Source organism: Alteromonas sp. V450, from assembly GCF_001885075.1.
Lineage (GTDB): Bacteria > Pseudomonadota > Gammaproteobacteria > Enterobacterales > Alteromonadaceae > Alteromonas.
Genome location: NZ_MODU01000004.1, coordinates 903,957 through 927,657, shown reverse-complemented (window position 1 = coordinate 927,657; position 23,701 = coordinate 903,957). Strand labels below are relative to the sequence as shown.

Below are 23,701 nucleotides of genomic sequence, written 5' to 3'. Positions count from 1 at the left end.
TCTATGCAAATTTACCCAAACCAGTTCTTTCAAGACATAAACAAAAACTTAAGGCCTTGTTACTTGGTATTCGGTGATGAGCCTCAACAGAAATTCGAGGTCATCGAGCAAATACGGCAAAAGGCCAAGACTTTGGGGTTTGAAGAAAGAACGGTTTTAGTTGCTGAAAGTGGCTTTTCTTGGGCAAGTCTAATAGAAGCGACGCAAAGCATGTCGCTATTTTCAAGTCAGCAGTTTATTGAGCTAGAGCTACCAACAGGCAAGCCAGGGGCCGAAGGAAGCAAAGTACTTCAAGAAGTTGCAGCGTCGCTCAATCCCGACCTTCTGCTGTTGGTTCACGGGCCTAAAATAGGCAAAGATGTCCAACGGGGAAAATGGTACAAAGTACTCGACGATATTGGTGCTTCGATATTGTGTTACCCTCTTGAAGGTAAACAACTAAATCAATGGATTAATCAGCAGCTAGTTAAGCATAGTCTAAGTATCTCGCCAGCTGGCGTAAAGATGATTAGCGACTTTTGTGAAGGCAATATGCTTGCAGCAAAACAAGAAATCGACAAGTTAGCGTTGCTTTTCCCTTCTCAGACTGTTTCTGAAACCCAAATTGAACAAGCCATGGTTGATCAGTCGCGCTATAACGTTTTCCAACTAATAGACGTTATGCTGAGTGGTGATGCTAACCGCTGCATAAAAATGCTCTACAGGCTAGAAAGTGAAGGCCTTGAACCCAATATTATTATTTGGGCACTCATGCGAGAGTGGGATCAGCTGTGGAAATTAAAAGTCGCCATGCAAGACGGCGCCCCCATTCAATGGCAAAAATTTGGCATTTGGCGAAATCGACAGGCTTTTTATCAAAATGCATTGCACAGACTATGCTTTGAACAGCTTGAAGATATACAAAACGCTTTGTCAAAAGCCGACCATGCGTTTAAGCAAAACGTCATCGCTCGACCTTATGTCGAGCTATGTCATCTATGTATGATGTTTTTGGGAACAGACCTTCGGCGCATCCCTTTTTTATCAGCGTAACGAGTTTATCAATACTATGTTCAACCATAGAGAAAGCCGCAGCCATCGTCAGACTAAGTGCAAGGCCATTCTAGGCGGCACGTTCAACCCACCTCACCTTGGTCATATTAATGGCGCGCTCAACACGGCAGATGCATTGAACATTCAAACCGTTTATTTAATGCCATGTAAACTTGCCCCACACAAATCTGTAAATGTCAGCGACCAGCATCGTGTAAACATGGTTCAACTCTGCTGTAATGATAACCCAAGGCTAAAGCCTGAACTCATAGAACTCCAGCTTCCTTCTCCGTCGTATACGGTAAAAACGTTAAAAGCCTTAAAAGATGCATCGGGTGATACAATCTGTTTTTTCATTGGCGCAGATTCCCTGTATAATCTTCATAAATGGTATGAGTGGGAACAGTTATTAGCATTTTGCCATATAGTGGTAATGCGAAGACACGATGAGACTTTTTCGCCTCCCCCTATAATTCAGGCGTGGTTAGATAAGCACGCAACGTGTGACATCGATGCTATTCACGACAGGCCCAACGGTTGTGTACTGCTTTTAGACACACCACTTTACGCTATTTCATCTACCGCGCTGCGCAACGCTTTCGGCTCTACCGGAGAAGTCGCAACGCTTTCAGATACAACACTCGATGAACATAATGGTCACATGCCGCTTCTTCATGAATGGGTGCCAGATAGTGTTCGTAAATACATTAAAGAAAATGAACTTTATAAAAGTTAAGTAAGTGAGGAAACCTTTGGAGAGTCAACAGCTCAAACAATTTGTAAAAGACAAAATTGACGATATGAAAGGACGCGACATCGTTGAATTAGACGTGCGTGGTAAATCAACCATAACCGATACCATGATTATTTGTTCAGGAAACTCAAAACGTCATGTTTCGTCAATTGCTGAAAATGTTGTGGTAGAGGCCAAAGCTGCTGGTCATGCAGCAAATAGCGTTGAAGGAAAAGAAACCGGAGAATGGGTATTGGTTGATTTTGGCGACGTAATTTTACACGTGATGCAAGATGAAACCCGAGACTTCTACCAACTAGAGAAATTGTGGTCTTAGTTTAGTTTTTTAGCCGTAATTACGCTTGTGGCGGGCTTTGTCTCGCCGTATCAAGTGCTGTAAAGGAACGAGTGTGCGTATACAAATTGTTGCAGTAGGCACAAAAATGCCTGATTGGGTAAACACTGGCGTTAACGAGTTTCTTCGTCGATTCCCCAGCGATATGCCTGTCAGCTTTACTGAAATTCCCGCGGGAAAGCGGGGTAAAAATGCGGATATTAAACGCATACTCGAAAAAGAAGGCGAGTTAATGCTAGCGGCAATTCCAAAAGGAAACCGTATAGTTACACTCGAGGTAACGGGTAAACCTTGGGATACACCTACACTCGCTAAACAGCTTGATATATGGAAAATGGATGGCAGAGACGTTAGCCTACTCATTGGCGGACCAGAAGGACTGGCTCCTGAGTGCATTGCCGCCTCGGAACAGAAGTGGTCATTGTCTGCGTTAACGCTTCCCCATCCACTAGTGCGTATTATTTTGACGGAAAGTTTGTATCGAGCGTGGTCAGTCACGCAAAACCATCCATATCACCGCGAGTAAGCAAAGTAAATTGCTATAGCAAGGGAAGGAAATGCAAAGAAAACGTCAAACCATTCGCGACCATTCAGCCGAAGCAAATTTGTTTGCACGACGTGCGTCTATTGCGTTTATCATAGTAATAGCGATGCTTGGGATTGTTCTAAACAATCTGTACTCTCTGCAAGTTACTCAATACGAAGATTATCAAACCCGCTCTAACGGCAATCGGATAAAAGTGCTGCCCGTGGCGCCAAATCGAGGCCTTATCTATGATAGAAACGGGGTACTGCTTGCTGAAAACCGCCCCGTTTTTAGTTTAGAAATTATTCCTGAACAAGTGGATGACGTACAACACACTCTCGTTGAACTTACTGAATTAATGGGAATAACAAGCGACGAGCTCGAACGCTTTCAAAGCTCGCTTAAAGGAACGCGTCGCTTCAAACCCATTGCACTTCGCACTCAGTTAAGTGAAGAAGATGTTGCGCTATTTTCAGCGAACAAACATAAATTTCCCGGTGTGAGTGTGGAAGCTCGCCTTGCGCGACATTATCCTTACAAAGACACGCTCACTCATGCCCTTGGCTACGTTGCGCGGATAAACAAACGCGATTTACAAAAGCTTGTTGAAGCCGGCTTGGAAGATAACTATGCGGCTACTCATGATATTGGAAAGCTGGGTATTGAAAAATATCACGAAGAATTGCTCCATGGCCAAGTTGGATATCAGCAGGTTGAGGTGAATAACCAAGGTAGAATAATACGCGTACTTAACGTAGAGCCGCCCACCCCTGGAAAAGATATCGTTTTGAACTTAGACATGGCGTTGCAGTTAGAAGCACAGCGAATCATATCCGATATGCGTGGTGCCATTGTTGTCACTGATGTAAAAACAGGTGGTGTGTTAGCGCTGTATTCAAACCCAAGTTACGATCCAAACCTTTTTGTTCACGGCATCAGTAGAACCAATTACTCAGCACTCCTGAATTCGCCCGACAGACCGTTAATAAACCGCGCAACCCAAGGGCAGTATCCTCCAGCATCAACAATTAAGCCTCACTTAGGGCTTTTAGGTTTAGAAGAAGGGATTATTACACCACAATACAGTATTGCCGACAACGGAAAGTATTCGCTACCCAATGTGTCTCACGTTTGGAGAGACTGGCGCAGATGGGGCCATGGTGACGTTAATGTATCAAAAGCAATAGAGGTGTCTTGCGATACATTTTATTATGATCTCGCTTACAAACTCGGTATCGACAAGATTAGCGAGGCAATGTATGAATTTGGTTTTGGTGACTTCACCGGTATTGATTTATACGAAGAGTCTGATGCGAACATGCCAAGCAGAGGCTGGAAAAAAGCCCGCTTCAATGAGCCTTGGTACATAGGGGATACAATTCCAGTAGGTATTGGTCAGAGCTATTGGACAACAACGCCTATTCAATTAAATCATGCTGTAAATGCATTAATTAACAGAGGCGAACGTTTTGTTCCACAACTCATTCGAGGCTTCATGAAGCCAGATAACACAGTTGACGTGATCCCGCTGAAAACGCTGCGCCCAATTGAATTTAAAAACGAGGAAAACTTAGACGTCATTCTGCAAGCCATGCGAGACGTGGTAAGCGGCACTGAGGGCGGCGCTCGCCACGCGTTTGCAGATACACTCTACGACTCTGCGGGTAAAACAGGCACCGCTCAGCTTTTTACCGTAGGGCAAAATGAAAAATATGATGCGGAAAAAGTTGATGAGCGGCTGCGTGACAATGCAATGTATGTTGGCTACGCACCATTTAACGCTCCCGAAATTTCAGTCACTGTTGTACTTGAAAACGTGGGAGGTGGTAGTAAAAATGCAGCCCCTGTAGCACGTCAAATTATGGATTTTTATTTCCGCGATCGTGAGTTTGAACAAACTACCCATGCATCGTCGGTAGACGATACGATAGTCAGAGCCTCTCAATGAAACGTACAACCATAAACCCAAACAAAATAAGTTTGCTTCAGCGTATTCACATTGACGGTTGGATGCTACTTGGGCTACTTGTATTAAGTGGCGTTGGGCTTTTCACACTTTACTCAGCGTCAGGACAAGACATGGGACAAATGGAACGTCAATTCACGCGTTTAGGGCTTAGTTTTGTCGTTATGTTTGGTCTTGCGCAACTTCCACCTGGGTTTTATCGTCGATTATCGGTATATGCATTCGTTGGAGGCCTATTAATGCTTATAGCCGTATTACTTTTTGGCGATATGGGTAAAGGTGCACAAAGGTGGCTCGACTTAGGTTTTATTCGTTTCCAGCCTTCAGAGCTCATGAAACTCGCCGTTCCCATGATGGTTGCTTGGTATATCAGCAAGTTCACCCTACCCCCCACAACAACCAACATTATAATTGGTTTTGTACTGGTGATAGTCCCAACCATACTTATTGCCAAACAACCGGATCTGGGCACCTCTTTGCTTATTGCTAGTTCGGGAGTTTTTGCCATTTTTCTATCTGGAATGAGTTGGCGTTTAATTTCTATTCTTATTGGTTTAGGCGGGGCATTTGCACCTGTCATGTGGTTCTTTTTAATGAAGGAGTATCAAAAGCAACGGGTACTCACTTTTCTGAATCCTGAAAGTGACCCCCTCGGTTCTGGCTATCATATTATCCAATCTAAAATTGCCATCGGTTCTGGTGGTCTTGAAGGAAAAGGTTGGTTGCAGGGAACACAGTCTCAACTCGAATTTTTACCTGAACGTCATACTGATTTCATTTTTTCAGTCTATAGCGAAGAATTTGGGTTAACCGGCGTTATGGTGCTGTTATCAATTTATATTTTTATCATTCTTCGCGGCCTTATCATTTCCAGCCGAGCACAGGATGCCTATTCTAAACTGCTAGGCGGCAGCATTACGTTGACATTCTTTGTTTATGTTTTTGTAAACATGGGAATGGTTTCAGGATTGCTCCCTGTTGTTGGCGTCCCACTCCCCTTGGTGAGTTATGGAGGCACATCCATGGTGACATTAATGGCTGGGTTTGGCATTCTTATGTCTATTGCCACGCAAAAACGATTAATGTCTAGGTAAGCCGCATGTTGGGTCAGTTAACCACAATTTTCTGTATATGTGCTATTGCACTTCTGCTTAACGGTTGTCAGTCACCTCCTTCAGGCCGTTATAAGCAAGAAAAAGATTCTGCGCCAAACCACGTATCCAAAGTACCAGAAACCCTCGATGCTGTGCCGAAATACGAGGCATACCGCATGTTTAACAGCAGGCCCTACAAGGTACTTGGGAAACACTATACTCCCATGAATAGCGGTAAAGGGTATGAAGAAATTGGCTATGCGAGTTGGTACGGCCAAAAATTCCACGGCCACTTAACGTCTAATGGTGAAACATACAATATGTTTGCAATGAGCGCCGCACACAAAACGCTGCCATTACCTTCTTATGTTCGCGTGACTAATTTGGAAAACAACAAGCAGGCCATTGTTCGCGTTAACGACCGAGGCCCATTTCACGATGGTCGAATTATAGACTTGTCTTATGCAGCTGCCGTTAAGCTTGATTATCACAATAAAGGCACCGCGAAAGTGAAGCTGGAGGTTATCCACTTTGACGAAGGCAACAACGTGACAGTTGGCAATAAACCAACCGTAAGCTACGACGAATACTTGGGTATTGCCGCAGTGGAACGGCCACAAACGTTAACTGCCGTTCCAGAAACTGAACAACCAGAAGTGTCCGCAAAGGAAGCAATTTTTATACAAGTAGCCGCCCTATCAGACGCTGATAAAGCAAAATCGATTTCGAATGTACTTTCTGCGCTATATCAAATTCCTGCGCACCTTCCTCTTCGTGACAATCTATACAAGCTTCAACTGGGTCCTATCTTTGATAGTGCCACCGTTGCCGAAGTTCTAGAACAGTTAAAAGAAAATGGGTACCCCAATGCTTATCCAGTCACGCAACGACTTTAACAACCACGTTAAAGAATGCTTTGACTACAGCGTTGATTTTCATACTGTGTCACATCGCGCACAAAACGCACAACAATATGGCGATATTGTGTCATTTAACAGGCAATATCACGGTTTCTTCGCCTATCCCCTACTATCCATCAAACTTTTTTGATAAAACCTAGTCTTATCGCTAGGATCTAAATTCAGTCTTACGTTAAGATTTCACAGGCTGTATTTATAAAAGCTAACGTCGGGTAGCTCAAAGGGGGTCATTATCGCCTTTGAGTAAGCTTTACATTTAAACGGACACAACGGTCAAAGAAATTAGAACCATGCTAACAACAATTCAACGCGCTAAACCGTCTTTTCTCACATGTGCCTTTATCGTATTTGGCACTTTACTTCAGGCCGCTTACGCGGCAGTGGTAACGCCTCCTGCTCCTACTGTTGCAGCAGAGGGTTTTTTACTTACCGATTTTGAAACAAATCACGTTATTGCATCTAAGAATGCAGATATGCAGCTTGCACCAGCAAGTTTAACTAAAATTATGACGATTTACGTTATTGGGAAAGAGCTGCAGGCCGGCAACATTAGTTTAGATGACGAAGTAACTATTTCTGAAAATGCGTGGGCAAAGAAATTCCCAGACTCGTCAAAAATGTTCATTGAAGTTGGTACACAAGTTTCTGTACGTGATCTTCTTCGCGGTATTGTCGTGCAGTCAGGTAACGACGCCTGTGTTGCCATGGCAGAGCATGTGGCGGGTTCAGAGTCTGCTTTTGCCAGCATGATGAATGCACACTCTGCATCACTTGGTATGACAAGTTCGAACTGGGTTAACGCTCATGGTCTCCATGATCCGGATCACTATACCACCCCCCGCGATATGGCCACTTTGTCACGTGCGCTCATTGCTGAAACGCCAGAAATGTACAAAATTTACAGTGAAAAAGAGTTTACGTACAACGGTATAAAGCAATACAACCGCAATAGCTTGCTTTGGGATAAAAGCTTAAATGTAGATGGTATTAAAACTGGCCACACATCAGACGCGGGATACAGCCTGATCACGTCGGCAGAGCAAGGCGGTATGCGCTTAATATCTGTGGTAATGGGTACCGACAGCGAACGTGCTCGAAAAGTTGAAAATAAGAAATTGCTAAAATACGGTTTCCGCTTTTTTGAAACGTTGACACCGTACCAAGCTGGTCATAGTTTTGTTGCGCACCGTATCTATATGGGCGACAGAGAAACGGTAGACCTTGGAATTAACCAATCTACCCCCATTACTATTCCACGAGGTCAAGCGGCTAACTTAGAAGCTAATTTTGAACTTGATGACAAGCTAGAAGCGCCATTAGCAAAAGGCCAAGTCGTCGGAAAACTGTACCTGCAGCTAGACGGTGAAGATGTAGCGAGTTACCCGTTGGTAACACTTCAAGAAGTAAAAGAAGGCAGCTTTTTTAATCGCGCTAAAGACTACATTATGCTTCAGCTAGGATTCGACGACGAGTAGGTGTTAATACTGAAAACGTTAAAAAGCTAGTTGTGAAGCGGCCAGATTTGTTACAATCTGGCCGTTTTTTTATATGATATTTTAAGTACCAAGGATATCGCATGGATACCCGTTTCGACGAATTACTAGATTTTCCAACAAACCAAACATTTAAAGTGATGGGCGTTGCCCATGAAGACCTACCCCAACAGGTAATTAGCTGTCTTCAACAGCACGCTCCAGGTGACTACTCGCCAAATGTAAAGCCAAGTAGTAAAGGTACTTACCACTCGGTGTCAATCAGCGTGCGCGTTACCAGTAAAGAGCACATGGAAACTATTTACACTGAATTAGCTAAATTAGAGCTGGTTAGGGTTGTACTTTAAGTGAACGAGCAGTCCACATTGGCGAGTACAGAAGGTGTTATAGTACGTCAACTCGGTCGTCAGCCCTATGCACCAATCTTTGAAGCGATGAAACGCTTCACTGATGAGCGCGACCAACAAACACAAGACGAAATATGGCTGGTTGAGCACGAAGCCGTGTTTACACAAGGGCAAGCCGGTAAAGCAGAGCATATTTTAATGCCTGGTGACATACCGATAGTACAGGTTGACCGAGGTGGGCAAGTAACCTACCACGGCCCGGGTCAGCAAGTCATTTACCTTATGCTTAATATTAAGCGAAGAAAGCTTGGTGTTCGTCATTTAGTCACCGCGATGGAAGAAGCAGTGGTCGGACTACTTGCCAAGTATGACGTGAAAGCCTACCCAAAGCCCGATGCGCCTGGTGTGTACGTTGATGAGAAAAAAGTGTGCTCGCTTGGTTTAAGAATACGTAATGGCTGCTCGTTTCACGGCTTGGCTTTAAATGTTAATATGGACCTATCACCGTTTCAGCGTATCAACCCATGTGGTTACGCCGGTATGGAAATGATCGATACCGCGCGCCTTAATGGTCCAACGACACTTGAAACCGCTGGCAAGGAATTAACGCAATTGTTACTAGAAGCGCTTTCCCTTGCACAGCCAACATACAAAGAAGGTTTTGATGAGTAACGCACGACCTCAAGCGGGGGTAAAACTTCGCGATGATGAAAAAGTAAAACACATACCTGTCACCATTATTCCTACAGAAAAGGAAGAAATGCTGCGCAAGCCTGAATGGATAAAAATTAAGTTACCTCGTACTACCGAGAAGATTGACCATATCAAGCAAACCCTGCGCAAAAACAACCTTCATTCTGTATGTGAAGAAGCAAGCTGCCCAAACCTTGCCGAATGTTTCAATCACGGTACTGCAACCTTCATGATTTTGGGTGATATTTGCACCCGTCGCTGCCCTTTCTGTGATGTGGCTCATGGTAAACCCCTTCCCCCAAGTGCGGAAGAGCCAGAAAAACTGGCTAAAACTATCGCAGAAATGAACCTACGTTACGTGGTTATTACTTCTGTAGACCGCGATGACCTTCGAGACGGTGGTGCTCAGCATTTCGTAGACTGTATAAACGCCATTCGCGAACATAGTCCATCAACGACCATTGAAGTACTAGTCCCGGACTTCCGTGGACGTATGGACCGTGCGCTTGAGATTTTTAAAAATGGCGTACCGGACGTATTCAACCACAACCTTGAAACCATTCCACGCTTGTATCGCGAGTGTCGCCCCGGCGCAAACTATCAGTGGTCGTTAGATTTGCTGAAGAAGTTTAAAGCACAGCATCCGGACGTGATGACAAAGTCAGGTCTGATGATGGGTATGGGTGAAGAAAACGAAGAGATCCAAGGTGTACTTGATGATTTGCGCGCTCATGATGTAGACATGCTGACCTTGGGTCAATATCTTCAGCCTAGCCGTCACCACTATCCGGTTAAACGCTATGTTCACCCGAAAGAGTTCGATGCTTTAGGTGACTATGCTAAAGAGATTGGTTTCACCCACGCGGCATGTGGTCCAATGGTTCGTTCTAGCTACCACGCTGACCAACAAGCTGCAGGTAAAGAAGTTAAATAGTTACGAGCGAAAGGCTATGCCCTTCGCTTATAAAAGTGTTTACAAAAACAAGCGGTGATAGTCACCGCTTTTTTTGTAGCTTCGTATTTCTGGGTGACAAACCCAAGAGTATTGTTAGAATGCCCGACAAATTACGCTATCCCCTTTTTAAAAGAGCAATCCCAAACTAAGGGTAAGGTTATTTCATGCGCAAACATATATATATCGCCTACACGGGCGGTACAATTGGTATGAAGCCCTCTAAGCAAGGCTACGTACCCGCTGCAGGCTTCTTATCAGACACGCTTACAAAGATGCCTGAGTTTCACCGCGCAGAAATGCCTCTTTTCACTTTGCATGAGTACGATAACCTTATCGATTCATCAGATATGGACCCGTCAGACTGGCAGCGTATCGCCGATGATATTGCCGAAAACTATGATAAATATGATGGTTTCATCATTCTTCATGGAACAGACACAATGGCCTACACTGCGTCTGCATTAAGCTTTATGCTGGAAGACTTATCAAAGCCGGTGATTGTGACAGGCTCCCAAATCCCATTGGCAGAACTTCGCTCTGATGGCCAAGTGAACCTGTTAAACGCTTTATATGTTGCAGCTAACTTTCCCATTGCGGAAGTAGGCCTATTCTTCAATAACCGGCTTTTACGGGGCAATCGAAGCCGAAAAGTAGATGCAGACGGCTTTAGTGCTTTCGATTCTCCAAACTTTCCTCCTTTGTTAGAAGCCGGCATCAACATTCGGCTTAAAGCGGGTGAACTAGCCGAAAGCCCAAGCAATGCTTTAACGGTATCGAACGTAAAAGCACAGCCTATAGGCATGGTGAGTTTATACCCAGGCATTGCACCTGAGGTAATTAAAAATACCCTGCAGCAGCCAGTGAATGCCCTTATTTTACTTAGCTATGGCGTGGGCAATGCGCCTCAGAACCCCGAGCTTATTGCTCAGTTAAAATACGCCAAATCTCGTGAAATTCCGGTTTTGAATTGTACCCAATGTATGCGCGGACGCGTAAACATGGGGGGGTACGCCACAGGACACGGCTTGCAAGAGGTTGGCGTACTGTCGGGAAGCGACATGACACCCGAAGCGGCGTTAGCGAAGCTACATTACTTGCTTAGCAAAGGTTTGCCTTTTGATGAGCTGTGCCAGTTACTGACTCAAAACTTACGCGGTGAACTAAGCGACTAAGCCTGTTCTAAACGTTATTTCTCAGGGCTAGGCTAGCGTACTTAGCTTTCAAGCTAACTCATAAACGTATGAAAAATAAGGTTATACACGTGACGACAAACTATTCAGGTATGCTTAAAAAAATGCGTACCTCAGCTGATGAAAACAACAAGGTCCAGTACACACTTCCTATCGGCGATGCACTGATAGATATCAACGATCTTATCGGTAAAGAAGTATCTGTTACCTTTTCTGGCGACATTAACTGCGTTCACTGTAACCGAAAAACCAAAAAAAGTTTTAACCAAGGTTACTGCTACCCTTGCCTCATTTCTCTCGCTCAGTGCGACAGTTGTATTATCAAGCCCGAAAAGTGCCATTACCACGAAGGCACGTGCAGAGAGCCGCAGTGGGGAGAAGAACATTGCTTTAGTGAGCACTTTGTTTACTTAGCAAACACCGGCACAGTGAAAGTAGGCATTACCCGGCAAGTGACCGAAGGCGTGTCTACCCGATGGATGGACCAAGGGGCCACGCAGGCGACGGTGATGTTACGCGTGCCAGACAGACTAACAAGTGGTTTAGTTGAAACATTGTGCAAAGACCATATTGCCGATAAAACCAATTGGCGCACCATGCTCAAAGGCAAGCCTGATGAGGTTGACCTAGCGCAGGTAAAAAAAGAACTAATGAGTAAGATTGAAAGTGATTTAGACGCCCTCAAACAAGAAAAAGGGCTTCAGGCGGTTTCAGAAGTGACTACCCCAATACACGATATACACTACCCTGTTGAAGAATATCCGGTGAAAATAAAGTCTTTAAACCTTGATAAGGACCCGTCATTTAAGGGCGTGTTGCAGGGCGTTAAAGGTCAGTATTGGATGCTAGATGGTGATCGGGTAATTAACATCAGAAAATTCGCTGGCTACAATGTAGACTTGGTTTTCTAGGCACGTGTTTTCAGATAGTTGTCTTTTTCGATAGTTGCCTTTTAAGATAATCACTGTGGGCTGTTGATACACTGCTTCTAGCAACAGCCCGATGTGAGAGGCTTTTTCTTTAGTGCTTACAAGGCGTTTTGTTTAAACGGCACTCCAGTATGGCTAAGCACTACTGCCAAAACTCGAAATAATCAGCACTGTTTCTTTGTGGCTTAGGCGCAGGTTCAAATGCTGGCGTGCCCAAGTATAAAAACCCTACGAGTTCATCGTCTTCACTTAATCCTAAACCGTTTCTTACTGTTTCGCAGTGTGCATAACTGCCGGTGCGCCACATTCCGTTAAACCCTTGCGCCACTGCCGCCATTTGCATAGCCATTACACCACAGCTTGCAGAGGCAATTTGTTCAACACGTGGTACTTTTTCGTGCTCAGTGTGTTTGGCAATAGCTACGATAATCATAGGAGCACGATGAGGTAGCTGAACGGCACGCTCGATTTCCTTCTGCGATTTCTCATTATTTATAGCAGACTGTTCATACAGTGCACCAAGCTTTTCAAGCCCTTTCCCAGTACACACAATAAAACGCCACGGTGTAAGGCAAGCATGATCTGGTGCTCGCAGCGCGGCCTGCATAATATTTTCTAAAGCATCACCGCTTGGCGCCGGTGATTGAAGCCTTGGTTGTGAGCTTCGATTAAGTAATAGTGTTAGTGCGTCCATCTGCAGTCCTACTGTCAAATAAATCATTGTATGCGACCACCGCAAATTGCAGGCCGCACGCAAGATCCTACGGCTCAGGAATAAAAAAGACCAGTAATAAAACGGTGTTTTATGAAACTTTGTTTCCACTCATCGTTACGCTGAAAAAACATTAAATTTACTCATTTTTTTCTTGTGTATCGCTATTAGAAGTTTTGAACAATCGATGTGCATAAAAGTCAACGCTTACATAACGCCCTCCACCAAAAACAAGTAAGGTTAGTAGCATAATGAAATAGGTAGCGGCAAATTCCACACCATTGTTTAGCACAACAAAGTTGCCGCTAGAAGTTAGCCATTCGTAATGCCCATGTTCTTGAAGAATAGATTTTGCGGCGGCGAGTTTTTCTGGCGCAGACATAATGTTTTCATTTAACAATAATGTACCGTCGGCAAGCCATGAGGATGCATCAGCAATGGCAAGCCATCCGTGTTCGGCGTGCACCGTCACCATCGCTACAACCATAGTGACGATTAAGGGAATACTGACCAGTCGCGTGAGCAAACCAATAAGCAAAAAGAATCCCCCGATTAATTCAGCCGCCGTCGCTAGAATTGCCATGATAAATGGCAGTGGTAGTCCCAATCCCCAATCGGGGTTACCAAACCACTCAACGATATTGTTAAAGTTTACAGCTTTATTCCATCCGGCTTGAATCATCACAGGCGCGAGATATAGACGTATCAGTAGTAGAGGTATTCCATCACATTGGGTAAGTTGTGTTACCAATCTTGTATAAATTTTTTTCATAATTATTCATTGGATTTGTTTTGATATTTACTAGAACGTGAAACATTAAATAAAATTTCATTTTCTGTGATGCAGCTAACATCGATTGGGTGATAGTGAAACGTGATTCATTTAAGTTGAATGTTAGCGTATGCAGCGCAGACAGCAACGAGCCGTGAGCAACAGGACATAATCAAGTGCTGAAATCAGATCAATCATAATGGCATATTTCTTTGCCGTTCATTTTTAGGAAAATGTTAGTCATATAGACTTTCAAAAACGATAAAGCGCATTCGTCAGTGTAATTTAATAACAAACGCTTACAAATAAATTCGCGATTTTAGAAGATTTAAGTAACATAATGTCATTATTATTCTACGAATCGAACGATCCATTTTTGGACCACTAACAAAGGTAGTAATTTATGGCAGCCAAAGGAAGTTGGACTAAATCCTTATTTATTGGCTTGTGGACAGTATTGAACTTCAGCCGCAAACTATTTTTTAATCTTATTTTTCTTGTTATTTGCGTTGGATTAATTATCGCAGTGGCAGGGTCAGGCGATGAAAAATTAACAGTAAAAAAAGACAGTGCACTGTTCTTATCTTTGAAGGGAAGGCTTGTCATTGAAAAAGAAAGCGTTGACCCATTTGAACAGTTCTTACAAGAGTCATTAGGTAATCAGCCTGAAAACCCTGAATTGCTCGTTCGAGAAGTTGTTAAAGTACTCGAAAACGCACAAAAAGACCGCCGAATTAAAGCGTTAGTCTTAGATCTCAAAAATTTCTCTGGTGGCGGCTTAGACAAGCTACGCATTATTGCCAACGCTATTGATGAATTTAAAACCTCTGAGAAACCCGTTTACGCTATTGGCGATTACTACTCGCAAGCGCAATATTATCTTGCTGCTCACGCCGACCATGTTTACCTGAACCCTATGGGTAGTTTGATGTTCGAAGGTTATGGCAGCTTCGGTATGTATTTCAAAGATGTTTTAGAAAAGCTGAAGGTGACTACTCATATATTCCGTGTAGGCACATTTAAGTCTGCTGTTGAACCATTCATGCGCAACGACATGTCTGAAGAAGCGAAAGAGGCAAATAAGCTGTGGTTAGACGGATATTGGTCACAGTACAAAGAAGATGTTGCTGCAGCTCGCGGTCTCGACGTTACCAACTTTGACGAAACCCTAGACGGGCTTTTGGCTAAATTTGAAGCTGCCGGTGGCGACTTCGCGCAATACGCGCTTGAAAATAACTGGGTTGACGCACTAAAAACGCGTGAAGAAATAAGAAGTGAATTAATTGAGCTCGTCGGCACTGATGATGAAGAGCTTGGTATAAACGCTACTGCCTACAATACGTACCTCAAAGTAATCAACCCGCCTATGCCAGTTGTCGAAAAAGACATCGACAAAGTTGCAATTGTCGTAGCCAAAGGCACTATTCTTGATGGTAACCAAAAAGCCGGTACCATTGGCGGCGACAGTACAGCACGTTTGTTGCGAAAAGCACGACAGGACGAAAATGTTAAAGCGGTGGTGCTTCAAATCGATTCTCCAGGAGGCAGTGCATTTGCGTCGGAGATCATCAGACAAGAGGTACTTCAGCTACAGTTAGCCGGAAAGCCAGTTATTGCATCAATGAGCACTTACGCTGCTTCTGGCGGTTACTGGATTGCTGCTAGCACTGATAAGATAATTGCGAGCCCGAGTACCATCACCGGTTCAATAGGCGTGTTCGGTATGTTTATGACTTATCAAGACTCACTAGATTATGTGGGTATTCATAGTGACGGCGTGGGTTCAACTGAATTAGCTGGATTTTCGCCTGTACGCCCTCTTGCACCGCAATTTGCGCAGATATTACAACGTAACGTTGAGAACACGTATGGTAACTTCCTATCATTGGTAGCTAGTGCTCGAAACATGAGTGTTGAAGATGTTGATAAAATTGCGCAAGGTCGTGTATGGATTGGTTCTGATGCACTAGAACTTGGCCTGGTGGATGAACTTGGTACTATTGATGATGCCATAGCAGCTGCTGCTGAAATGGCCGAACTTGAAGAGTTTGACACGCACTATGTTAAACGCAGCCTTTCTGCTCAAGAAATCTTTTGGAAGGAGTTCTTTGGTCAGGCAATGACTGTGGTGGGTAAATGGCAGTTTGGCAACACTGATTCTGCCCTTATCAACGAATTCAAGCGCGTACTGAGTGAATTCAACCTCGTTAACGAGCTCAACGACCCTAAAGGAACCTACGTCCTTTGCCTACCGTGTACGGTTGAGTAAGCTAACAATAGGATACCAATGTAAAAGATGAGGCTGCGTTATTTCTACAGCTGATTTAAACACCGAACAGCGTCGATTAATCACCGACGCTGTTTTTAATTGTTACGAGCGTGCAGAACTTATTTTAAATAAGACCTTCGCTCGACCCTCTTTGACTTTTAGACGATCCGGGAGAAACGCTGGAACGGCCTTTCTTCAACAAAACCGTATTAACTTTCATCCTTTGCTCTACAGAGATAACGAAACACAATTTCTTAGCGACGTAGTACCACACGAAGTGAGTCACCTAGTCGTCTGGCAGTTGTATGGAAAAGTGAAGCCTCATGGGAAAGAGTGGCAGTCAATTATGACAAACGTATTTGATTGTGTGCCCAGTGTAACTCACGGCTTTACAACCTCTACCAGTACAAAGACGTTTTTGTATCAATGTGACTGCAATCAATTCAATCTTACTACCAGACGGCACAACAGAATTGTTAAAGGCGCCAGCTACTACTGTCGTTCATGCAAGAGTATTTTGCGAAAATGCTGAACAAGCTGCGGTGAAGCCAGTGCGAACATGCTATTTAGACAACATAAATGTAAACAATCTAAATATCTTAAACATTGTGCCCCTAGTTGAACCAATGCTTGGTTAGCGCGTTATCTAAGTCATTAAATGCTGTTTTTAGCAGTTGCGCCAGTTCCCGGTATCTTGGTTTTGCTTTTGCTGAAGCTAAATTACACCCGTGATCACGCATTTTGGCATGGATATCTTGGTACCAGCTTTTCAGTTGGGGAGGAAGCGGTTGTTCTGACCTATGCCCAAGCCACAAGAGCCCTTGTATTGGAATACTTAAGAAAAATGCGCCCATTGCTAATGTTTGAGGTAAATAGCTCGTTCCGAGATTTTGAAGAAGCAGAATGCACGATGCAATGGCCACTGGGGGCATGGTTTTTATAGCAAACTTTGTGGCCGAAACAACACGGCACTCAGGAAAGTAAGCGTATAGCTCTTTTCTAACCGGCCACGTTTTTAAATACTGTTGACCATCTTTCAACATTGCCATAACAGATTGAGCCATTTGCCTACCTCTATAATTACGTCACAAACCACCAGACGTTGTGTATCTCGATTATTACGCCGAAATTATCCGAAAAGCTTAATTAAATTGTAATAGGCTTTTCGACTAATACCACGATAATTACGAGTAGCGTGCGTTTTAGTAGTTAAAAAGAACCATAAAGTATAAGAAAGCGCGTTCTTTAAGTGACTTTTTTCCTCTGCAAAGGCATCATGTCGTTCACGAAAAAGTAGGTTGCTACGTTCATTCTTGGGCGAATTGCAGACGCATTCAAAATTATAACAACAAAACGAAAGCGGTAAGGTGCTTGATATTATCAATTACGCCCTCACCTAGGCTTTTAAGAAAATCAGTATCATTAACCCAGTACGGGTGAAATATTTGGAGAGGAAAATGGCAGAAAGCAGACATGTCCGTCTACTTATTTTAGGTTCAGGCCCTGCAGGTTATTCAGCAGCCGTTTATGCGGCGCGCGCTAATTTGAATCCTGTATTATTAACGGGTATTCAACAAGGCGGACAGCTAACTACCACGACAGAAGTAGAAAATTGGCCTGGCGACCCAGAGGGGTTAACCGGTCCTGATTTAATGGTGCGTATGCAAAAGCATGCGGAAAAATTTGATACTGAAATCATTTTTGATCACATCAACAAAACAGACTTTTCAAAGCGTCCATTCACACTTTATGGTGATAGCGGAACGTATACTTGTGATGCTTTGATCATTGCAACAGGCGCTTCTGCGAAATACCTAGGCTTGGAGTCAGAGCAAGCCTTCATGGGTAAAGGCGTTTCAGCATGTGCAACGTGCGATGGCTTCTTTTACAGAAATCAAAAGGTTGCGGTAGTCGGCGGCGGTAATACGGCAGTAGAGGAAGCACTATACTTGTCGAACATTGCTTCAGAAGTACATGTAATTCATAGACGCGACAGCTTTAGAAGCGAAAAAATCTTGGAGAAGCGTCTACGCGATAAAGCTGAAAACGGAAATGTAGTACTGCACTTGAACCGAACACTTGACGAAGTGCTTGGCGATGAAATGGGTGTGACCAAGATCCGTATTAAAGAAACAAGCGGCGAAGCGACTGAAGAAATTGATGTAATGGGTCTGTTCATTGCGATTGGACATAAACCTAATACGGACATTTTTGACGGCCAATTAGCAATGAAAGACGGCTATATCGTTGTAAATAGCGGTACTAACGGCAATGCAACCCAAACAAGTGTTGAAGGTGTATTCGCTGCTGGTGATGTTAGCGACCATATTTATCGTCAAGCAATAACTTCAGCAGGTACTGGCTGTATGGCAGCATTGGACGCAGAGAAATATCTCGACGGTACAATGCCGGAACAAGGCTAATTAAGTTAAAAAGCGGTCCTGATGGCGAATGTGCGGCAATGGTCTGTGCATTTGTCATCGGGATACTTGTCATATGATTGCGTTACCATATCTTGAAAGCGTCACGCCTTTCCCTCCTGTAGAGCAAGCACTCGACGAACCAAATGGATTACTTGCGTTTGGTGCGGATTTGAGTCCTTCGCGGTTATTACTCGCTTATTCGAAAGGAATATTTCCTTGGTTTAGCGAAGGAGATCCCCTCCTCTGGTGGTCACCAGATCCCAGAGCGATAATTGAACTCGATGGTTTCATCGCAAGTACAAGCCTAAGAAAACTTGTGAGGCAGAATAAATACCGCGTTACACTGAATACAAACTTTGATGAAATAATTGAAGCATGTGCGTCGATACCCAGAAAATCGCTAAACGGTGGCGCTGTATCAAACGAAACGTGGATAACCAGCGATATGGTGAACGCCTACAAACAGCTACATGCTGTTGGTCTAGCGCATTCTGTTGAAGTTTGGGAAGGTGAAACGGTCGTTGGCGGACTATATGGCGTTGGTATAGGGCGTGTTTTTTGCGGCGAGTCAATGTTCCACAAACGCAATAATACATCGAAGCTTGCCATGTACTATCTCATCGAGCACATGCGATTTCACAATATGGCCTTTGTCGATTGTCAAATGCCAACCGAGCATCTTGAATCGTTGGGGGCTATAACCCTTACACGGCGAAAATTTATTGAAAAACTCGAAAGTAACAACCACACTCTTGATAGTAGTGGAAATTTAACACCAGATTATGTAGGACGTTGGCAAGCAACGACGTTGACACCATGAAGTTTGGCATAACGCAATCATTTTCATGTAGCTATCTAGCTGATGAACAAGAACAACTGCTTGTTTATGCAGATACACAAACGCTTCAAGCCCAACGCTATGCGCAACTTATCCAAGCAGGGTTTAGGCGAAGCGGTGATCAAATTTATCGGCCACATTGCCCATCCTGTAAAGCGTGCCAGTCTGTTCGCCTTTTAGTTAACGAATTTACTCCTTCTCGCAGTCAAAAGCGCGTTTTGAAAAAGAATCAGCATTTCACCGTCAAGTTTGTAAGCAACGCCAAGCAAGAATATTTTCGGTTATACGAACGCTACATCACTAAACGGCATGCTGATGGAAGCATGTATCCTCCTTCACAAGAACAATTCGACAATTTTGTCCAATGTGAATGGATGGACACATACTTTCTTGAAGCTTATGACGGTGATACGCTTATTGCCGTAGCAGTAACTGATGTACTGAATAGCGCAGAACAGCCTAGCGCACTTTCCGCGCTTTACACCTTTTTCGACCCTGATTACGAGAGCGCTTCATTGGGTACATGGATGATCCTTAAGCAAATACAAGAAGCGCAAGTTCATTCGTTTCCTTATCTTTATTTGGGCTATTACGTTGAGGGTTGCAACAAAATGTCCTACAAACACAATTTTTATCCGTTTGAAGAGTTTGTAAACAACCAATGGCATCGCATTAGCAGCAAGTAAAATTGGCGTCTTTACACGTTTTCCACCTCTATAAACGACTAATTTCATCGTTTTTATATTAAATACTTTACACTGAACTTAAGATTGGGTAAGGTCTGCGCGGCAAAATTTTTGAATTACTGAGGTAACTGCTTTACATGGCAAAAGAAGATTGTATTGAAATGGAAGGTACCGTGCTAGACACGCTACCTAATACTATGTTCCGTGTTGAACTAGAGAATGGTCACGTAGTGACTGCACACATCTCTGGTAAAATGCGTAAGAACTATATCCGAATACTTACTGGCGATAAGGTCACCGTTGAGATGACTCCATACGATTTGACAAAAGGTCGTATCGTTTATCGCGCAAGATAATGAGCCATTGAAGCGGTAACGCATTGGTTAAAGCCCGGTTTCACCGGGCTTTTTTATATCTAATACCGGTTTTTACTGTCGCAAAAAAAAGGGCTAACATTTGTGTTAGCCCTTTCGCATTTATACTTTGCACATCATTAACTTGCTTCTGGCTCTTCTGACTTTGTATCTACACCCGTATATGCAAAGGTAAGCTTATCATCAACACAGTCAACTTTAACGTTGCCGCCCTTAGACAATTCACCGAATAACAGTTCATTAGCAAGTTCCTTTTTAAGCTCGTCTTTGATTAAACGTGCCATAGGACGAGCTCCCATTGCCTTGTCATAGCCCTTCTCAGCGAGATAAGCTCTCGCATCACTGGTAACTTCAAGCGATACACCTTTAACGTCAAGTTGAGCCTGAAGCTCGATTATAAACTTATCAACGACCTGAAGAATAATTTCAGGGTCAAGATGATTAAACCAAATTATTCCATCCAAACGGTTCCTAAATTCAGGCGTAAACACTTTGTTTATCTCAGACATCGCGTCATGACTGTGATCTTGCTGTTTAAACCCAATTGACTTACGAACCGTCTCCTGAACACCGGCGTTTGTTGTCATAACCAACACAACGTTTCTGAAATCTACTTTACGCCCGTTGTTGTCGGTTAACGTGCCGTGATCCATAACCTGTAAAAGGATATTGTAAATATCGCTATGTGCCTTCTCAATCTCATCTAAAAGTACGACCGAATAAGGGTTTTTAATGACAGCGTCAGTTAACAGTCCGCCTTGGTCGAAACCCACATAGCCTGGAGGCGCACCAATAAGACGGCTTACAGCATGACGCTCCATATACTCAGACATATCGAAACGTACAAGTTCAACGCCCATGATCTTGGCGAGCTGCTGCGTAACTTCGGTTTTACCGACACCCGTTGGGCCAGCAAATAAGAAGCTGCCTATTGGTTTAGCTTCAGCTCCAAGCCCTGAACGCGACAACAAAATTGCATCGTTAAGCGTCTCAATGGCTTTATCTTGGCCAAACACCACCATCTTAAGGTTTCGGCCTAGGTTCTTAAGTACCTCTTTATCTGATGCCGACACCGACTTTTCTGGTATACGCGCCATTTTCGCAATTATATGCTCGATGTCGCTTACGTTAATTGTCTTCTTGCGCTTTGAAGGCGGAAGCAGGCGCTGACTCGCTCCCGCTTCATCCATCACGTCTATCGCCTTATCCGGCAAATGACGCTCATTAATGTATTTCGCTGACAATTCAGCTGCTGCTTGAATTGCTTTTTGCGTGAAACGCACGTTGTGGTGCTCTTCATAGCGACTTTTTAAACCTAAGAGAATTTTGGCAGTGTCGCTCACGCTAGGCTCTGTAACGTCGACTTTCTGGAAGCGACGAGCCAAGGCGCGGTCTTTTTCAAAAATACCCTGATATTCCTGATAGGTTGTAGAACCGATACAGCGCAACTCGCCGCTTGAAAGTTTTGGTTTTAATAGATTAGATGCATCCATTACACCACCTGATGCAGCGCCAGCGCCAATGATGGTGTGAATTTCATCAATAAACAAAATGGCGTGCTTATCACGGCTCAATTCTTTCAAGATCGCTTTAAGGCGCTTTTCGAAATCTCCTCGGTATTTAGTACCTGCAAGAAGCCCACCCAAATCGAGTGAATACACAGTGCTTTCTGCAATAACATCGGGAACATCGTTATTAACGATACGATAAGCAAGACCTTCCGCTATTGCTGTTTTACCTACACCGGCCTCTCCCACTAACAGTGGGTTATTTTTTCGACGCCGACATAGAATCTGTACCGTACGTTCAACTTCGGAATCTCTACCAATTAACGGATCTATTTTTCCGTCTTTAGCGTGGCGATTTAAGTCTGTTGCATACTTGCTAAGAGCGGAAGTGCCCTCCTCACTGTCACCGGCTTCCTCACCTACTTCAGGGTTAACAGGTTCGTCATCTTCCGCTTTGCTCACACCGTGGCTAATAAAATTAACCACGTCCAAGCGCGTTACATCAGACTTTTTCAGGATGTACACGGCTTGTGACTCTTGCTCACTGAATATCGCAACTAAAACATTTGCGCCTGTTACTTCATCTTTGCCAGATGACTGAACGTGGAAAACGGCGCGCTGTAATACTCGTTGAAAGCCCAATGTGGGCTGCGTTTCACGCTCGTTTAACTGATCGTCCAATATCAGTGGCGTTGTATCTTTGACAAAAGAAAGCAACTCACTTTTAATTGCTTCGATATCAGCACCACACGCGTTTAAGGCGTCTTGCGCAGCAGAGTTGTCAAGCAGTGCCAACAGCAAGTGCTCTACCGTCATAAATTCATGGCGGTGCTCTCTGGCAAACACAAACGCATTATTTAGCGTTTGCTCTAATTCTTTATTTAACATATTGCTCGCCCTCTACAAAAAACCTTATGCCTGTTCCATCGTGCACATCAGCGGATGCTGATGCTTTCGTGCGTATTGATTAACCTGCATCACTTTGGTTTCTGCTATCTCAGCAGTATAGATGCCACACACAGCTTTTCCCTCATAATGAACGGTCAGCATAAGTTGGTTGGCTTTCTCAGCGTCCATATTGAAAAACTTTACTAGTACCTCTATGACAAAATCCATTGGGGTGTAGTCGTCATTATTCAACAACACTTTATACATTGGCGGCGGCTGCGGTTTCTGTCGCTGCGCGTCTTTTAACTTTTCCTTTTCGATACTAATAGCGTTGTCTTTACTCATAACTTAATAATAGGTGCTTAATGACAGAATTGTGTACAAACTTTTGGCTAAATTTATTCGCTTTTAGCCTTGACATAATATGGTTAAAAAATCTACAGTTTATATGTGACATTTGAGTGTTGCGAATATCAATACTCTTTTCACTGTGTCCCTGGATCTATAATGGGGTCATATTAGTGTGAGTTCAAGGATTAAGAGGAAGTCGTAGTATGGCGATTGGCAAAGTTAAATGGTTTAACAACGCAAAGGGTTTTGGGTTTATCGTTCCTGAGGATGGCGGAGAAGATATTTTCGCACATTACTCGACGATACAAATGGAAGGTTATCGCTCGCTAAAAGCGGGACAAGAAGTAACCTATGAAGTTCAGCAGGGGCCGAAAGGTCTTCATGCAGAAAACATTGGCTTTAAAGAAGAGCCTGAGAGATAAAATAGAATTCTGGGAGCCCGACATCGTTGTCGGGTTCTTTTTTATTTTAACAAGTCTCAATAGCAGCGATGCCATTTGTAGTGGCAAAACCTACATTGCATTGTCATGACAGAATATACTTAGCGTTGAGATTGCTTTGCGTTGAGTGTTCTGTGTAGTGAATTGCACACCGTTATTCTCTTGAGTAAATATCACTAAAACGCGCTCGTAATATTACTCATTTTT

25 protein-coding genes are annotated in these 23,701 nt (G+C 43.7%); 20 read left to right on the top strand and 5 right to left on the bottom strand.

Annotation, left to right across the window (positions count from 1 at the left end):
* The first annotated feature begins 3 nt into the window (after window positions 1–3).
* The 13 genes from holA to BK026_RS03990 all read left to right on the top strand — a co-directional run bounded on the left by holA (window position 4) and on the right by BK026_RS03990 (window position 12,215).
* Window positions 4–1,032, top strand: a complete 1,029-nt coding sequence (gene holA, locus BK026_RS04050) for a DNA polymerase III subunit delta (RefSeq protein WP_071814655.1) — start codon at window positions 4–6, stop codon at window positions 1,030–1,032.
* Window positions 1,033–1,048: 16 nt separating this feature from the next.
* Window positions 1,049–1,768 (top strand): nicotinate (nicotinamide) nucleotide adenylyltransferase, encoded by a 720-nt coding sequence (nadD, locus tag BK026_RS04045; RefSeq protein WP_071814654.1) that lies wholly within the window; start codon window positions 1,049–1,051, stop codon window positions 1,766–1,768.
* 16 nt (window positions 1,769–1,784) lie between these two features.
* The gene (gene rsfS, locus BK026_RS04040) at window positions 1,785–2,102 is read left to right on the top strand and encodes a ribosome silencing factor (protein WP_071817482.1); all 318 of its coding nucleotides are present in this window, start codon (window positions 1,785–1,787) and stop codon (window positions 2,100–2,102) included.
* A 73-nt stretch (window positions 2,103–2,175) separates the two neighbouring features.
* Window positions 2,176–2,646, top strand: a complete 471-nt coding sequence (gene rlmH / locus BK026_RS04035) for a 23S rRNA (pseudouridine(1915)-N(3))-methyltransferase RlmH (protein WP_071814653.1) — start codon at window positions 2,176–2,178, stop codon at window positions 2,644–2,646.
* 31 nt (window positions 2,647–2,677) lie between these two features.
* Entirely contained in the window at window positions 2,678–4,594 is a 1,917-nt protein-coding gene (mrdA, locus tag BK026_RS04030; protein WP_071814652.1) for a penicillin-binding protein 2, read from the top strand.
* A complete protein-coding gene (gene rodA / locus BK026_RS04025) occupies window positions 4,591–5,706 on the top strand; it encodes a rod shape-determining protein RodA (protein WP_071814651.1) in 1,116 nt (371 codons plus the stop codon). The genes mrdA and rodA overlap by 4 nt, the downstream gene beginning before the upstream one ends.
* A gap of 5 nt (window positions 5,707–5,711) precedes the next feature.
* Window positions 5,712–6,602 carry a septal ring lytic transglycosylase RlpA family protein gene (locus tag BK026_RS04020; protein ID WP_071814650.1) on the top strand — a complete coding sequence of 297 codons (891 nt, stop codon included), beginning with the start codon at window positions 5,712–5,714 and terminating at the stop codon, window positions 6,600–6,602.
* Window positions 6,603–6,916: 314 nt separating this feature from the next.
* Entirely contained in the window at window positions 6,917–8,101 is a 1,185-nt protein-coding gene (locus tag BK026_RS04015; protein ID WP_143142079.1) for a D-alanyl-D-alanine carboxypeptidase family protein, read from the top strand.
* Between the two features lie 101 nt (window positions 8,102–8,202).
* Window positions 8,203–8,466, top strand: a complete 264-nt coding sequence (gene ybeD / locus BK026_RS04010) for a DUF493 family protein YbeD (protein ID WP_071814649.1) — start codon at window positions 8,203–8,205, stop codon at window positions 8,464–8,466.
* A gap of 18 nt (window positions 8,467–8,484) precedes the next feature.
* Window positions 8,485–9,138: a lipoyl(octanoyl) transferase LipB gene (gene lipB, locus BK026_RS04005; RefSeq protein WP_371264979.1), complete on the top strand. Its 654-nt coding sequence runs from the start codon at window positions 8,485–8,487 to the stop codon at window positions 9,136–9,138.
* Window positions 9,131–10,093, top strand: coding sequence for a lipoyl synthase (gene lipA, locus BK026_RS04000; RefSeq protein ID WP_071814647.1), 963 nt, complete (start codon window positions 9,131–9,133; stop codon window positions 10,091–10,093). The genes lipB and lipA overlap by 8 nt, the downstream gene beginning before the upstream one ends.
* Window positions 10,094–10,278: 185 nt before the next feature.
* Window positions 10,279–11,286 carry an asparaginase gene (ansA, locus tag BK026_RS03995; protein WP_071814646.1) on the top strand — a complete coding sequence of 336 codons (1,008 nt, stop codon included), beginning with the start codon at window positions 10,279–10,281 and terminating at the stop codon, window positions 11,284–11,286.
* Between the two features lie 89 nt (window positions 11,287–11,375).
* Window positions 11,376–12,215 carry a DUF2797 domain-containing protein gene (locus BK026_RS03990; protein ID WP_083575144.1) on the top strand — a complete coding sequence of 280 codons (840 nt, stop codon included), beginning with the start codon at window positions 11,376–11,378 and terminating at the stop codon, window positions 12,213–12,215.
* Between the two features lie 160 nt (window positions 12,216–12,375).
* On the opposite strand, the gene BK026_RS03985 is transcribed toward BK026_RS03990, so the two are convergent.
* Window positions 12,376–12,927, bottom strand: coding sequence for an NAD(P)H nitroreductase (locus tag BK026_RS03985; protein WP_071814644.1), 552 nt, complete (start codon window positions 12,925–12,927; stop codon window positions 12,376–12,378).
* Between the two features lie 157 nt (window positions 12,928–13,084).
* Complete coding sequence (locus tag BK026_RS03980) at window positions 13,085–13,717, bottom strand: DoxX family protein (RefSeq protein WP_071814643.1); 633 nt, start codon at window positions 13,715–13,717, stop codon at window positions 13,085–13,087.
* A 403-nt stretch (window positions 13,718–14,120) separates the two neighbouring features.
* Here BK026_RS03980 and sppA point away from each other — a divergent pair, with 403 nt between their 5' ends.
* Together sppA and BK026_RS03970 are read left to right on the top strand one after the other, a co-directional pair.
* A complete protein-coding gene (gene sppA / locus BK026_RS03975) occupies window positions 14,121–15,986 on the top strand; it encodes a signal peptide peptidase SppA (protein WP_071814642.1) in 1,866 nt (621 codons plus the stop codon).
* A 40-nt stretch (window positions 15,987–16,026) separates the two neighbouring features.
* Window positions 16,027–16,518: a SprT family zinc-dependent metalloprotease gene (locus tag BK026_RS03970; RefSeq protein WP_071814641.1), complete on the top strand. Its 492-nt coding sequence runs from the start codon at window positions 16,027–16,029 to the stop codon at window positions 16,516–16,518.
* 82 nt (window positions 16,519–16,600) lie between these two features.
* Here the strand turns inward: BK026_RS03970 and yfbV are convergent, their stop codons facing one another.
* Window positions 16,601–17,050 carry a terminus macrodomain insulation protein YfbV gene (gene yfbV, locus BK026_RS03965; protein ID WP_071814640.1) on the bottom strand — a complete coding sequence of 150 codons (450 nt, stop codon included), beginning with the start codon at window positions 17,048–17,050 and terminating at the stop codon, window positions 16,601–16,603.
* A 393-nt stretch (window positions 17,051–17,443) separates the two neighbouring features.
* Here yfbV and trxB point away from each other — a divergent pair, with 393 nt between their 5' ends.
* From trxB to infA, 4 genes are all read left to right on the top strand, one after another.
* Entirely contained in the window at window positions 17,444–18,409 is a 966-nt protein-coding gene (gene trxB, locus BK026_RS03960) for a thioredoxin-disulfide reductase (protein ID WP_071814639.1), read from the top strand.
* A 73-nt stretch (window positions 18,410–18,482) separates the two neighbouring features.
* A complete protein-coding gene (gene aat / locus BK026_RS03955; RefSeq protein ID WP_071814638.1) occupies window positions 18,483–19,229 on the top strand; it encodes a leucyl/phenylalanyl-tRNA--protein transferase in 747 nt (248 codons plus the stop codon).
* The gene (locus BK026_RS03950; protein ID WP_071814637.1) at window positions 19,226–19,933 is read left to right on the top strand and encodes an arginyltransferase; all 708 of its coding nucleotides are present in this window, start codon (window positions 19,226–19,228) and stop codon (window positions 19,931–19,933) included. The genes aat and BK026_RS03950 overlap by 4 nt, the downstream gene beginning before the upstream one ends.
* Before the next feature lie 137 nt (window positions 19,934–20,070).
* On the top strand, window positions 20,071–20,289 hold the full coding sequence (gene infA / locus BK026_RS03945; RefSeq protein ID WP_014949333.1) for a translation initiation factor IF-1: 219 nt from the start codon (window positions 20,071–20,073) through the stop codon (window positions 20,287–20,289).
* Between the two features lie 137 nt (window positions 20,290–20,426).
* Here the strand turns inward: infA and clpA are convergent, their stop codons facing one another.
* Window positions 20,427–22,703 (bottom strand): ATP-dependent Clp protease ATP-binding subunit ClpA, encoded by a 2,277-nt coding sequence (clpA, locus tag BK026_RS03940; RefSeq protein ID WP_071814636.1) that lies wholly within the window; start codon window positions 22,701–22,703, stop codon window positions 20,427–20,429.
* A 24-nt stretch (window positions 22,704–22,727) separates the two neighbouring features.
* The gene (gene clpS / locus BK026_RS03935; RefSeq protein ID WP_071814635.1) at window positions 22,728–23,048 is read right to left on the bottom strand and encodes an ATP-dependent Clp protease adapter ClpS; all 321 of its coding nucleotides are present in this window, start codon (window positions 23,046–23,048) and stop codon (window positions 22,728–22,730) included.
* A gap of 209 nt (window positions 23,049–23,257) precedes the next feature.
* On the opposite strand from clpS, the gene cspD reads away from it, so the two are divergent.
* Window positions 23,258–23,476 carry a cold shock domain-containing protein CspD gene (cspD, locus tag BK026_RS03930; protein ID WP_071814634.1) on the top strand — a complete coding sequence of 73 codons (219 nt, stop codon included), beginning with the start codon at window positions 23,258–23,260 and terminating at the stop codon, window positions 23,474–23,476.
* Window positions 23,477–23,701 lie beyond the last annotated feature (225 nt).

Excerpts from the sequence above, each read along its gene's own strand:
- holA (WP_071814655.1), top strand. The coding sequence starts at position 4 with ATGCAAATTTACCCAAACCAGTTCTTTCAAGACATAAACAAAAACTTA.
- BK026_RS04020 (WP_071814650.1), top strand. The coding sequence starts at position 5,712 with ATGTTGGGTCAGTTAACCACAATTTTCTGTATATGTGCTATTGCACTT.
- cspD (WP_071814634.1), top strand. The coding sequence starts at position 23,258 with ATGGCGATTGGCAAAGTTAAATGGTTTAACAACGCAAAGGGTTTTGGG.
- aat (WP_071814638.1), top strand. The coding sequence starts at position 18,483 with ATGATTGCGTTACCATATCTTGAAAGCGTCACGCCTTTCCCTCCTGTA.
- trxB (WP_071814639.1), top strand. The coding sequence starts at position 17,444 with ATGGCAGAAAGCAGACATGTCCGTCTACTTATTTTAGGTTCAGGCCCT.
- mrdA (WP_071814652.1), top strand. The coding sequence starts at position 2,678 with ATGCAAAGAAAACGTCAAACCATTCGCGACCATTCAGCCGAAGCAAAT.
- BK026_RS04015 (WP_143142079.1), top strand. The coding sequence starts at position 6,917 with ATGCTAACAACAATTCAACGCGCTAAACCGTCTTTTCTCACATGTGCC.
- yfbV (WP_071814640.1), bottom strand. The coding sequence starts at position 17,050 with ATGGCTCAATCTGTTATGGCAATGTTGAAAGATGGTCAACAGTATTTA.
- BK026_RS03985 (WP_071814644.1), bottom strand. The coding sequence starts at position 12,927 with ATGGACGCACTAACACTATTACTTAATCGAAGCTCACAACCAAGGCTT.
- clpS (WP_071814635.1), bottom strand. The coding sequence starts at position 23,048 with ATGAGTAAAGACAACGCTATTAGTATCGAAAAGGAAAAGTTAAAAGAC.
- BK026_RS03980 (WP_071814643.1), bottom strand. The coding sequence starts at position 13,717 with ATGAAAAAAATTTATACAAGATTGGTAACACAACTTACCCAATGTGAT.
- nadD (WP_071814654.1), top strand. The coding sequence starts at position 1,049 with ATGTTCAACCATAGAGAAAGCCGCAGCCATCGTCAGACTAAGTGCAAG.
- rodA (WP_071814651.1), top strand. The coding sequence starts at position 4,591 with ATGAAACGTACAACCATAAACCCAAACAAAATAAGTTTGCTTCAGCGT.
- clpA (WP_071814636.1), bottom strand. The coding sequence starts at position 22,703 with ATGTTAAATAAAGAATTAGAGCAAACGCTAAATAATGCGTTTGTGTTT.
- ybeD (WP_071814649.1), top strand. The coding sequence starts at position 8,203 with ATGGATACCCGTTTCGACGAATTACTAGATTTTCCAACAAACCAAACA.
- ansA (WP_071814646.1), top strand. The coding sequence starts at position 10,279 with ATGCGCAAACATATATATATCGCCTACACGGGCGGTACAATTGGTATG.
- BK026_RS03950 (WP_071814637.1), top strand. The coding sequence starts at position 19,226 with ATGAAGTTTGGCATAACGCAATCATTTTCATGTAGCTATCTAGCTGAT.
- lipA (WP_071814647.1), top strand. The coding sequence starts at position 9,131 with ATGAGTAACGCACGACCTCAAGCGGGGGTAAAACTTCGCGATGATGAA.
- infA (WP_014949333.1), top strand. The coding sequence starts at position 20,071 with ATGGCAAAAGAAGATTGTATTGAAATGGAAGGTACCGTGCTAGACACG.
- sppA (WP_071814642.1), top strand. The coding sequence starts at position 14,121 with ATGGCAGCCAAAGGAAGTTGGACTAAATCCTTATTTATTGGCTTGTGG.